Here is an 11,141-nt window from a genome sequence, read left to right on the forward strand (position 1 = left end):
CTTTTGGTTTTGAAATGCAAATCGTCCTAACAAAAAAGCTTCCGGAACGCCCGGAAGCTTTTCATCTTTTCTTTGGATTAATATGCCAGCTCGTAAATATTACGGATATCGGATTCCTTTAATACGGCGAAATGTCCTACTGTACCGCCATTATCTTCAGCACACTTATGCGCCATCTCATCCAATACGCTTTTATCTGTAACGCCCAGATCGCGCAGGGAGGTTGGCATGTTGATCGATTTGAGGAAGCCAAGGTAACGCTTGAGCCCCTGCATGACAGTCCAATCCGGATCAGTTACATCGTATTCCACATCAAACACCCGCATCGCCCACTGGATGAACCGCTGTGGTTTATTTTTATAGACATATTTGATCCACGCCGGAAAAATGGCCGAAAGCCCTGCGCCGTGGGAAACGTCAAAAACAGCGGATACTTCATGCTCAATCGCATGGGAGCCCCAATCCTCTTCACGCCCCATGCCAAGCAAGCCGTCGTGAGCCACCTTGCACGCCCACATAATTTCCGCACGTGCATTATAATCTTCCGGCTGGGTAATTGCCGCCTTTGCATTGCGCATCAAGCCGCGCATCACCGATTCGCACATCCTGTCTACAACGTCGGTATGCTCTGTTTTTGTAAAATAGCGCTCCATAATATGGGCAATCGCATCTGATATTCCCGCTGCCGTATGGTAAGCCGGGACAGAAAAAGTAAGCTCCGGATTCAAAATCGAAAAAACGGGCCGGGCGCCTAAATCGCTGTATGCGAGCTTTTGCCTGGTTTTCTCATTGGTGATGACCATGCCATCCGAAGACTCGCTTCCCGCACCGGGTATTGTCAGGATCGTACCAATGGGCAAAATCGCCTTGGCGGTTTTCTCTTCCAGAAAATAATCCCATACGTCGTCGCTGTTTGGCGTTCCGCAGGCAATCGCCTTGGCAGAATCGATCACGCTGCCGCCGCCCACCGCGAGTACAAAGCCGATTCCGTTGGAGCGGCACATCGCGATTCCCTCATATACAAGCTCGAGGCGCGGATTAGACTTTACCCCCCCAAGCTCGTAGACTGTAATATCAGAAGCTTTCAGGGACTTGCGAACCCGGTCAAGAAGTCCTGAACGTTCCGCGCTGCCCCCGCCATAGTGCAGCAATACCTTGTCGCCATATTTTGCTACCTCGTCGCCTACCAAAAGCTCTGTATTTCTTCCAAAAATAACCTTGGTCGGATTATAGAAAATATCATTATCCATATTGAATCCCCTCCGCTTTCTTATTTTAAGGATATCTGTTTGCTTCTATTATTATATACAATATCTGTTATGTCAATTCATTAAAATGATGAAACCTGGAGATTATTTTTATAAGTCCCGATATTATTCTCCTCAATCATCCGCGCTCTTTCAAATAACTCATCGGCAAATATCGTTTTTTCTCTGTATATATTTCATCGGCCGGAGACCGGCACACTGCAAAGCATTTTTTCGACAAAATAAAAAAACTGCCTGGAATCCTTGATTCAAGCAGCTTTGCTTTGGTGACCCACCGGAGACTCGAACTCCGGACACCTTGATTAAAAGTCAAGTGCTCTACCACCTGAGCTAGTGGGTCATTTTGCGTGGAACGTTGATTATTATATCATAGCCGCTAAAGATTGTATAGCCCTTTTTTAATCTTTGCGGATATTTTTTATGGCTGGGGTAGCAGGATTTGAACCTACGAATGCGGGAGTCAAAGTCCCGTGCCTTACCACTTGGCTATACCCCAATAAAAAAGATAATAACCTACAAAATGGGGTGAGTAGTGGGATTCGAACCCACGGCCTCCAGGGCCACAACCTGGCGCTCTAACCTACTGAGCTATACCCACCATATCAGTTATTATCTTAATGGCGCGCCTGAAGGGATTCGAACCCCTGGCACACGGCTTAGAAGGCCGTTGCTCTATCCAACTGAGCTACAGGCGCACAAGTTATTTGGATTGCATTTAGCCTCGGCTGACAATTAAAAATTATAACAAACCCAATCTTAAAAGTCAACAAAATTTAAACATTTACGCGGCATATACTGCCTTTATCTCTCATTTTACTCCCCATCCCTGTTTTTCACAATCATTTTGTGTTTTTTATCTGTGTAATTGGTTATCTAAGGAGAGAATCTGCGTTTTCTCCGTTGTTTTCTCCGCCCTTTTACAGGCGTGGCGGATTTGGCGGCTGAAATGTAATAAAATATTCAGATTTAATGAATAGATTTTGCCATATTTGTGTGCTATAATTAGCAACTGTGTCGTGTAAAAATATGTTAAATGAAAATTGTGGCTCTCTACACGATAAGGAGGTTTTTGAATTGTTATCTTTTATCTCGACCTTTAATATGGTGCTGTTTATCCTGTTTACAGCATTATATTCATATCAGATCATTTTTGTGGTGGTCGCGCTCTTCCATAAGAAAAAGGAAGTTTCCCCAGCAAAGAAAAACCACCATTTTGCGGTGCTCATTGCTGCCAGGAATGAAAGCGCCGTAATCGGCAATCTGCTCGACAGCATCAAGCGGCAAAACTACCCGCAAGATAAAATCGACATTTTTGTCGTCGCAGACAACTGCACGGATGATACTGCGGAAATCGCGCGCAAAGCGGGTGCACATGTTTACGAACGCTTCAACCATTCCTATGTAGGAAAAGGCTATGCCCTTAGTTTCGCGCTCAATAACATCAAAAAAGATTATGGCAGCGATGCTTTTGAAGGCTTTTTCGTTTTTGACGCAGATAACCTGCTGGACGAAAACTATGTTGCGGAGATGAATAAGCTTTTCGATCAGGGCTATCGCGTCCTCACCTGCTACCGTAATACAAAAAATTATGCGTCCAACTGGATTTCAGCCGGATATTCTCTTTGGTTCCTGCGCGAATCCAAATATCTCAATTATCCGCGTATGCTGCTTAATACAAGCTGCGCTATTTCCGGCACAGGATTTCTGATCCATAACGATATCATCCAGGCAAACAACGGCTGGAAACATCATCTGCTCACCGAGGATATTGAATTTTCTGTAGACAGCATTATCCATGGAGAGAAAATCGGTTACTGCGGCGCGGCCAAAATCTATGACGAGCAGCCCTGCACATGGAAGCAATCCTGGACGCAGCGTCTTCGCTGGTCAAAAGGTTTCTACCAGGTGCTTGGCAAGTACAGCAAAAAGCTGATCAAAGGCTTTGCGGTCGACCACCGTTTCAGCTGCTACGATATGTTTATTACGATTGCCCCCGCGATCTTTGTTACGCTTGCGAGCATCATCGTAAATTCCGTATTTATGATCAATGGCTTTATGGGCCCTGTCATCCATACTGCGGTAATAACCGCTACAGGAACTGCGATACTTACCTCCTTGTTCAATTTTTACAGCATCCTGTATCTGGTCGGCCTTATTACGACGATCACGGAATGGAAGGAAATACACCATACCAGTTCTGCAAAGAAGATTTTGTATACCTTTACATTCCCTATTTTCATCCTGAGCTATATTCCGATTTCAATCGCGGCATTGTTCAAAAAAATCGGCTGGGAACCAATTCCCCATAATATTACGAAAACAATCGATAATTTTGAACAGATGCGATAACTATGACATCTGTAAGCAGACGCCGGCAGGCGTCTGTTTTTGATTGGAAGACGCCCGCTTAAGCCGGCGAAAAGGTGTTATTATAAATATAGGAAACAATTTTAAATTTTCAGGAGGTTTTAATCATGGCAAACATACTCATCAGTCCAAATAAATACGTACAGGGCAGCGGCGAGCTCGAAAACCTTGCCCGCCATGTAAAGACGCTCGGCTCACGTTTTTTTATCATGGGAAGTCCCTCCGGGCTCAAGCGAGTTGAGGATACGGTGCGCAAAAGCTTTTCGGGCACAGATGCAGAGTGCTTTTTTGAACCGTTCAGCCGCGAATGCTCCATGAACGAGGTGAACCGTCTGCGGGAAAAATACCATGCAAATAAATGCGACGCAGTAATCGGAATCGGCGGCGGAAAGACACTTGACACAGCAAAAGCCGTGGCCTACTATGAGAAGGCTCCCGTTGCGATTGTCCCAACGATTGCGTCAACGGATGCGCCGTGCAGCGCACTCACCGTACTATATACGGACGACGGGATCTTTGACCGGTATTTGTTCCTTCCCGCCAATCCGGATATTGTATTGGTCGATACGCAGATCGTATCTCAGGCTCCTGTACGTTTGTTTGTTGCGGGCATGGGCGACGCTCTTGCGACCTATTTTGAGGCGCGCGCCGCATCCGAGGCCAATGCAAATAACTGCGCGGGTGGAAAATGCACGCTTGCCGCTCTCGCTCTCGCAGAGCTCTGCTACGATACCCTGATCGATCAGGGCCTGAAGGCCAAGCTTGCGATGGAGCATAATGTGTGCACGAAAGCGGTAGAAAATATCATTGAGGCAAACACCCTGCTATCCGGTATCGGCTTTGAAAGCGCGGGGCTTGCGGGCGCTCATGCGATACACAATGGCCTTACCGTCCTTGAAGCTTCGCACGATTACTACCATGGCGAAAAAGTGGCGTTTGGCACGCTTGTGCAGCTCATGCTGGAAAATGCGCCCATGGAGGAAATTGAGGAAGTGCTGCAGTTCTGTATCGATGTAGGCCTGCCTGTATCGCTTGCACAGCTTGGGCTCGCGGACGCAACGCCCGATGATATCCACAAGGTCGCACAGGCTGCCACCGCAGAAGGAGAAAGCATCTATAATATGCCCTTCCCCATAGACGCCGAAATGGTTTATGCAGCGATCTACGCCGCAGATTCAATCGGACGTTATTACCTTGATCTGGAATAGACTCTTTTCTATTCCGCATTTTTTTTAATAAACTTATGGCTGAGCTTATCGAACCATATTTTCTGGCTGGGATACAATCCAAAATATCCCGAACACACATATCCAAGCGCACAGGCGATCAGATAGAACAAAGCCCCGTTTGCACCAAAAAGTTCAATGCCGATCACGAATGCCGTCATTGGGCTGTTGATTGCTCCGCAAAACACGGAAACAAGGCCGATTGCCGCGCCAAACGACGGAGAAAGCCCCATAAGCTCCCCTGCGAAGCTTCCAAAGGTTGCGCCGATTACAAGCGTTGGAACAATCTCTCCGCCTTTAAAGCCCGCTCCAATCGTTACAACGGTAAAAAGTATTTTCAGCAAAAACTCCTGCCCTCCCGCCGCGTTTGCAACCGCTGTTCCAATCAGCGGAAGGCTATCCCCATTGTAAAGATTGCTTCCGACAAGGTAAGTCAGGCCTACGATGATAAATCCGCCCGCGGCAGCCCTTATGGCCTTATTTGGAAATGCTTTTTGATATAGCATCTTGCTCGTTCGCAGGGACGCGCACAAAAGGATGCTGACAAGCCCTCCCATCGCTGCAAGCAGGATAACCTGCACGCAGGAGACAACATCGAGCGCAGGCAGGCCTGTGACCTGATACTGGGGAAAATCGACATGAAACATCTGCGCAATCCCAAACGCAATGATTGACGATAGCGTGCAGGGCAGGATCGCCGAATAAAACATCACACCCACGCCTGCAAGCTCAATGGCGAGGATAATCGAAGTCATGGGGGTTCCCACGACGGCGGAAAATCCGGCGCTGATTCCGCACATGATCACGATCTTTTCTTCCTGATCGTTCATATGAAGCCATTTTCCAATCGATGAAGACAGGCCTCCGCCAAGCTGGATCGCAGCGCCTTCCGTGCCAACCGATCCGCCAAACAACCGTGTTATGAGGGTGCTTATAAAAATCAGCGGTACCATAACCGCAGGAATCCTGTCTGAATTCCGTACAGACTGTATGACGGTATCCGTTCCATTATCATGGCTTTTCTTACCCCAGCGGTAAAGCAGCGTGATCAATACCCCACCTGCCGGCAGCAGCCATATGATCCAGTTATGCTCCAGGAAAAATCCCGAGCTGGTATTGATGAGCATCGCAAACAAAGATCCCAGTATTCCAACCGCGATCCCGATTACGCCCGCATACAAAACCCATTTCAAAAAAGTTTTTACGTATGCGGCAAACCCAGATTTATTTTCGGATTGTTTTCCTGCCATACCCTTACTCCGTTATCTTTAAGTTAACCCGGATAAACAAGCTGAAAACAGTTTCCGAAAAAACACGAAAAAAACATCCGGTTTCAAAACCGGATGTTTTTACTTTTCATCAGTCAATGATGCGCAGCTTTGGGATTACCCCAACCTCGCCAATCATCAGCGTCGCGGCGCGTTCTATCCCATCATAGGAGCAACCTGCGCTACCCGGGTTCACCAGCCATATCCCATCCTCAAACTCACAATACGGCTGGTGGGTATGTCCAAATAATATCGCCTTTGCTCCCTGCTCCTGCGCATAGTAGAAGGCCCTGTCATACGAATATTTGACCTTTAAAAGATGCCCGTGTGTCAAAATGATCTTTTGGCCGCACAAAACGACCTGCTCTGTATCGTTTCCCGCGTCGCCCATGTCGCAGTTGCCTTTCACCGCAATCACGATAGCCCGCGTATTTTGCTCTATATAACGCGCGTCGCTGATATTATCCCCCAAGTGGAAAATATAATCGAAATCGGCAAACTGCCGCAGCGCACGGTCTATTACGCCTTTGTTCCCATGCGTATCGCTTAAAACAAGCGCGCGCACCATCTTTTTCACTGTATCCTGCCAACCTCTTCCTGCAATTTTCCAAGCGCCTTGGCCCGGTGGCTGATTTTGTTCTTTATCTCTGCGGGAATCTCCGCAAATGTTTGTCCGTATTCCTCCACATAAAACAGCGGATCGTATCCAAAGCCGTTCTCTCCTTTTGGTTCGTCGATAATGCGGCCTTCCGCTTTCTCTTCAACGTACAGCTTCTCCTTCCCACCGTTTGCAAGAACAAGCGCGCATACAAACCATGCCCTACGGTTTTCTTTATCCTTTACCAGCGAAAGAAGCTTTGCATTGTTTTTTTCATCGTTTGCCCCTTCGCCGGAAAACCGTGCCGAATAGATGCCCGGCGCTCCGTCCAGCGCTTCCACACACAAACCCGAATCATCCGCCAGCACGTCGCCATCCACCATTTCGCTGATCTCCACAGCCTTTTTACGCGCGTTTTCATGGAAGCTGTTTCCATCCTCTACTACGTCATGATTGATCCCCGCATCCTTCAGTGATAGGATTTCATCATAAAAGCCACTCAGGATCGCTTTGATTTCCCGTACCTTTCCCTGGTTGTTTGTCGCAATAATCAATCGTTTCATATCGTGATCCCCTCTTCCTTCAACACCTGTTTTTGGGCGTCGATTATTTCACCGATTCCCTTTTTGCACAAACGCATCAGCTTGGAAAATTCCTCTTCCGTGATGGTGCGTTTTTCTCCGCAAACCTGTATTTCCCCAATGTTTCCGTCCGACGCGGAAATCATATTCATATCTGCCTGCGCACTGCTGTCCTCGCTGTAGCAAAGGTCAAGCATCGGCACGTCGCCAACGATGCCTGCAGATACCGCGGCAATATGCTTTTTGAGCGGCGACCTTTGCAATACGCCTTCCCCGATTGCCCTTTCAACACATAGCGCAACGGCAACAAACGCTCCGCTGATCGAGGCTGTCCTTGTGCCGCCATCCGCGTTCAAAACGTCGCAATCCACAAAAATCGTGTATTCTCCCATATCCTCAAAATCACACACGCTTCGCAGGGAACGGCCTATCAGGCGCTGTATCTCGACGCCCCTGCCGTCTTTTTTCATCCCGTCGCGTTTTTTTCTTCCCGGGGTGGACGCCGGCAGCATAGAGTACTCGGCCGTCAGCCAGCCCTTCCCTGTTCCAGCAAGAAAAGGCGGAACCTCCGGCTCGAGCATAGCTGTACACAGCACCTGCGTATTTCCCGTACTGATCAATACGCTGCCATGCGCATTGTTGATTACATTCGTCCTGATTGTAAGCGGACGTAACTCATCCAGTTTTCTTTTGTCGTCTCTCATTCGTTTCTCCTCTGATCCGATTTTTTCATTTTAACACAATTCCTACACGCATTCAATTATGTGGTATAATAAACACGTCTGTATAAGGAGGTTTTTTATGACGCTTGACGGTCTTACTTTATATACCTGCGTTGCAGAATTGCAGGAAAAATGCCGGGACGCAAAAATACAAAAGGTGCTGATGCCCGGCAAGGAGGAACTGGTTTTCCAGCTTTACTCCGCCGCTGAAGGTACGCTGAGGCTTACCATTTCAGCAGATGCGGGAGATTGTTCCCTTTACCTTACCAGCCATACAAAAGAGAATCCCAAGGTGCCGCCTGCCTTCTGTATGTTCCTGCGCAAATACCTTACGGGCGCGCATATCGCAGATATAACGCAGCGGGGCCTCGACCGTGTTGTCGTCTTCACGCTGGAGACAAAGGATGAAATGCTCCATCCCATAACGCTCAGGCTAATCGTGGAGATCATGGGGAAGTATTCCAACATTATCCTTGTTAATGCGGAAAACCGGATTCTGGACAGCATCCGCAGGGTTTCTGTGGATGTAAGCAGCAAGCGCCAGATTTTACCCGGCGCTGTATACGACGATCCCCCGCAGGAAAAGCTCAATCCCCTTACGCTTTCCCTTGGAACGCTCACCGAGGCGCTGCACACAAAACGTGATACCAAAATTGTTTCCCATATTGTAAGCGTTTTTGACGGAATCTCCCTGCAGACCGCACAGGAGGTACTGTACCGCGCCGGTATTGACGAGACGATGACAGGCGCGCTCTGTGGCAAACAGCTTGAGCGTATCGCGCGGGCGCTGCACGACTTTTTGACAAATGCTGTGGCGCATCCCTTACCGTGTATACAAAGAAATGCGGACATGCTTCCGGTGTTTTTTTCCTGCGTCCCTTATGAGACCTACCCGGAGCAAACGCGCAAAAGCTTTGCTACGGTCAACGAAATGCTTGATTATTATTACAGCAAGCGACTTATGATTTTCCGGATGACGCAGCAACGCGACGCGCTTTATAAAACGGTGCACAAAATTTACGCCAAGCTTTTGAAGCTGATCGGCGTTTATGAGGCTACGCTGCGCGACGTTGCTAAAGCGGAAAAGCTGCAAAAACGTGCCGACCTTATCACCGCCAATATCTATCGCCTGAAAAAAGGAATGCAATCCTTTGAAGCCGTGGATTATGAAACCGGGGAGAATGTATCAGTCGCGCTGGATGTTTCGCGCAGCCCTCAGGAGACGGCGCAAAAGCTGTATAAAAAGATCGGAAAGCTCAAAACGGCAGCCCTGATCAATCAAAAAAAGCTTGCCGACGCACGTGAAGAACAGGAATTTTTGGAGGGTGTGCTCCACTTTACGGAAAATGCCCGCTCAACGGACGAGATCAGCGAAATCAGGCTTACGCTCGTACGCGCCGGTTATCTTGCGCCTCCGCCTAAAAATAAAAAGGAGCCTGAGATACAATCCCATCCCCTCCACTATGTTTCCCCCACCGGTTATGAAATATTTGTGGGCAAAAACGACCGGCAAAACGAGCAGCTTACCATGCGCGACGCAGCCAAAGACGATATCTGGTTCCACGCGCAGAAAACGCCCGGCTCCCATGTGCTTCTGGTAACCGGCGGAACCGATCTTAACGATATTGACGATGAGACAGTCGTTATGGCGGCAGAGCTTGCCGCGGCGCATTCCCGCGCACGGCAATCCGGTAAAACCGCTGTGGATTATACCCAGCGCAAAAACATCAAAAAACCGCCGGCCGCACGCCCGGGCAAAGTGATCTATGACGATTATTTCACTGTTTACGTAGATGCGGCAAACGGTACGCGGCGCATTCCGGAGGAAGAAAACGAATGAATTTGCAGGACCAGATTTACGACCTTTTTATCAATGCAGGCTGTGACCGCAATGAAAATCAGAACAAGGTCATCCATGATAAATATATCATCAAACGCGGTCATTCCCCAAACGGATGGTATTCCCTTTCCAACAAGAACCGTTTTCGCCTGCAAATGACGCCCGTCGGTGTGAAATGGGAGTACGTGCAGGTGAACGACACAATGTTTTTATGGTATGACGGGGACGTACTCAAAAAGCTGATCGCCTATGTGGATTACCCGGACGGAACCACGCGCGCATATTATGAAGGTGATTTCCATATCACGTCCATCATCCGCCGCAGGATTCCCCCTACCGTCCTTACCCGTAAATACTGCAAAATCTGCGGAGATAACCTTTTGGGACGCGAGATACGCGGTTTCCTCGTTGACCTAGGGGAAGAAAAAGGCGGCGGAAATGGTTATATGGATCTTCATTTGTATGAGAAGTCCCTGTGTTTTCGCAGCGATATCCCCGCCCGTGTCGATGGGATCTGGCCGTTCAACAAATGGCTGCACAAATACCTGCGGTGGCATCGCGAGCTTCCGCTCGAGCACTTTGAGAAATCAAAAACGGACGGGCTTTTGCCGCGTCCGTAATCGAAAACCGGTCAATCGCGGGGCGTTACTTACGCCCCTGTTTTATTATTTAGCCTGTGGAAGCTTCCTGCTGCCCGGCTTCACAAGCTGCGCGCCCGTTTTACAAATCGGGCATTCGTCCGCTTCATACGATTTTACTTCCATGGAAAGCACTGCGCGGAACGGCACGCCAAAATCGACTTTTCCAGCGCTCCTGTCTACAACGCTGCCCACAGCCATCACCTGTGCGCCCATTCCATCCAGAAGCTCAATAACCTCTTTCACAGAGCCGCCGGTAGTCACAACATCCTCCGTAACGAGTATTTTCGCGCCTTTTGGAACCTCAAAGCCCCTGCGCAGTGTCATTTTCCCATTTTCGCGTTCCGCAAATATGTTCTTTACGCCAAGCTGGCGCGACATTTCGTATGCCATAATGATACCGCCAACTGCTGGCCCCACCACAAGGTCGATATCCATATCTGAAAACTGCTCCGCCAACTGCCGGCAAATCATTTCTGAAACATCCGGATACTGGAACAGCTTTGCACACTGCATATATTTATCGGAATGCCTCCCTGAGGTCAGCAGAAAATGCCCCTCCAGCATCACCTCTTTTTCTTTGAATACAGCAATGATCTCTTCTCTTGTCATCATAATGCTTTTTCCTTTCCT

Annotated in this window: 10 protein-coding genes and 4 tRNA genes; 4 read left to right on the top strand and 10 right to left on the bottom strand. The window is 48.5% G+C overall.

Translation table 11 applies throughout. The annotated features are described in order from the left end of the window. Nucleotides 1–77 precede the first annotated feature (77 nt). The 5 genes from CHK_RS05875 to CHK_RS05895 form a co-directional block, all read right to left on the bottom strand. Nucleotides 78–1,250, bottom strand: coding sequence for an iron-containing alcohol dehydrogenase (locus CHK_RS05875; RefSeq protein ID WP_046443091.1), 1,173 nt, complete (start codon nt 1,248–1,250; stop codon nt 78–80). 282 nt (nt 1,251–1,532) lie between these two features. Then, nucleotides 1,533–1,608: transfer RNA gene (locus CHK_RS05880), tRNA-Lys, on the bottom strand. An 81-nt stretch (nt 1,609–1,689) separates the two neighbouring features. Further along, nucleotides 1,690–1,764 (bottom strand) — tRNA-Gln (locus tag CHK_RS05885). 25 nt (nt 1,765–1,789) lie between these two features. After that, a tRNA-His gene (locus CHK_RS05890) sits at nt 1,790–1,866 on the bottom strand. Nucleotides 1,867–1,886: 20 nt separating this feature from the next. Next, nucleotides 1,887–1,963, bottom strand: a tRNA-Arg gene (locus tag CHK_RS05895). Between the two features lie 379 nt (nt 1,964–2,342). Between CHK_RS05895 and CHK_RS05900 the strand changes: the two genes are divergently transcribed. Both CHK_RS05900 and CHK_RS05905 read left to right on the top strand, forming a co-directional pair. Next, nucleotides 2,343–3,617: a glycosyltransferase family 2 protein gene (locus tag CHK_RS05900; RefSeq protein ID WP_235843836.1), complete on the top strand. Its 1,275-nt coding sequence runs from the start codon at nt 2,343–2,345 to the stop codon at nt 3,615–3,617. A gap of 125 nt (nt 3,618–3,742) precedes the next feature. Beyond that, a complete protein-coding gene (locus tag CHK_RS05905; RefSeq protein ID WP_046443092.1) occupies nt 3,743–4,843 on the top strand; it encodes a glycerol dehydrogenase in 1,101 nt (366 codons plus the stop codon). An 8-nt stretch (nt 4,844–4,851) separates the two neighbouring features. Here the strand turns inward: CHK_RS05905 and CHK_RS05910 are convergent, their stop codons facing one another. The 4 genes from CHK_RS05910 to rph form a co-directional block, all read right to left on the bottom strand. Next, nucleotides 4,852–6,111: a chloride channel protein gene (locus CHK_RS05910; protein WP_046443093.1), complete on the bottom strand. Its 1,260-nt coding sequence runs from the start codon at nt 6,109–6,111 to the stop codon at nt 4,852–4,854. Nucleotides 6,112–6,220: 109 nt separating this feature from the next. Beyond that, nucleotides 6,221–6,697: a metallophosphoesterase gene (locus tag CHK_RS05915; RefSeq protein WP_046443153.1), complete on the bottom strand. Its 477-nt coding sequence runs from the start codon at nt 6,695–6,697 to the stop codon at nt 6,221–6,223. A 5-nt stretch (nt 6,698–6,702) separates the two neighbouring features. After that, nucleotides 6,703–7,290 (bottom strand): XTP/dITP diphosphatase, encoded by a 588-nt coding sequence (locus CHK_RS05920; protein WP_046443094.1) that lies wholly within the window; start codon nt 7,288–7,290, stop codon nt 6,703–6,705. Next, a complete protein-coding gene (rph, locus tag CHK_RS05925; RefSeq protein ID WP_046443095.1) occupies nt 7,287–8,012 on the bottom strand; it encodes a ribonuclease PH in 726 nt (241 codons plus the stop codon). Before rph ends, CHK_RS05920 begins: the two co-directional genes overlap by 4 nt. Before the next feature lie 97 nt (nt 8,013–8,109). Between rph and CHK_RS05930 the strand changes: the two genes are divergently transcribed. After that, nucleotides 8,110–9,870: an Rqc2 family fibronectin-binding protein gene (locus tag CHK_RS05930; RefSeq protein ID WP_046443096.1), complete on the top strand. Its 1,761-nt coding sequence runs from the start codon at nt 8,110–8,112 to the stop codon at nt 9,868–9,870. Continuing rightward, nucleotides 9,867–10,490, top strand: a complete 624-nt coding sequence (locus CHK_RS05935; RefSeq protein ID WP_046443097.1) for a hypothetical protein — start codon at nt 9,867–9,869, stop codon at nt 10,488–10,490. The genes CHK_RS05930 and CHK_RS05935 overlap by 4 nt, the downstream gene beginning before the upstream one ends. A gap of 45 nt (nt 10,491–10,535) precedes the next feature. Here CHK_RS05935 and pyrE read toward each other — a convergent pair whose 3' ends face one another. Further along, nucleotides 10,536–11,120 carry an orotate phosphoribosyltransferase gene (gene pyrE, locus CHK_RS05940; RefSeq protein WP_046443154.1) on the bottom strand — a complete coding sequence of 195 codons (585 nt, stop codon included), beginning with the start codon at nt 11,118–11,120 and terminating at the stop codon, nt 10,536–10,538. Between the last annotated feature and the right edge of the window lie 21 nt (nt 11,121–11,141).

Origin of the sequence: Christensenella hongkongensis (genome assembly GCF_000981035.1) — a bacterium.
GTDB classification, from domain to species: domain Bacteria; phylum Bacillota; class Clostridia; order Christensenellales; family Christensenellaceae; genus Christensenella; species Christensenella hongkongensis.

Coding starts and splice junctions, on each gene's coding strand:
- CHK_RS05920 (WP_046443094.1), bottom strand. CDS start 7,290: ATGAAACGATTGATTATTGCGACAAACAACCAGGGAAAGGTACGGGAA.
- CHK_RS05935 (WP_046443097.1), top strand. CDS start 9,867: ATGAATTTGCAGGACCAGATTTACGACCTTTTTATCAATGCAGGCTGT.
- CHK_RS05905 (WP_046443092.1), top strand. CDS start 3,743: ATGGCAAACATACTCATCAGTCCAAATAAATACGTACAGGGCAGCGGC.
- CHK_RS05915 (WP_046443153.1), bottom strand. CDS start 6,697: ATGGTGCGCGCGCTTGTTTTAAGCGATACGCATGGGAACAAAGGCGTA.
- CHK_RS05930 (WP_046443096.1), top strand. CDS start 8,110: ATGACGCTTGACGGTCTTACTTTATATACCTGCGTTGCAGAATTGCAG.
- rph (WP_046443095.1), bottom strand. CDS start 8,012: ATGAGAGACGACAAAAGAAAACTGGATGAGTTACGTCCGCTTACAATC.
- CHK_RS05910 (WP_046443093.1), bottom strand. CDS start 6,111: ATGGCAGGAAAACAATCCGAAAATAAATCTGGGTTTGCCGCATACGTA.
- pyrE (WP_046443154.1), bottom strand. CDS start 11,120: ATGACAAGAGAAGAGATCATTGCTGTATTCAAAGAAAAAGAGGTGATG.
- CHK_RS05875 (WP_046443091.1), bottom strand. CDS start 1,250: ATGGATAATGATATTTTCTATAATCCGACCAAGGTTATTTTTGGAAGA.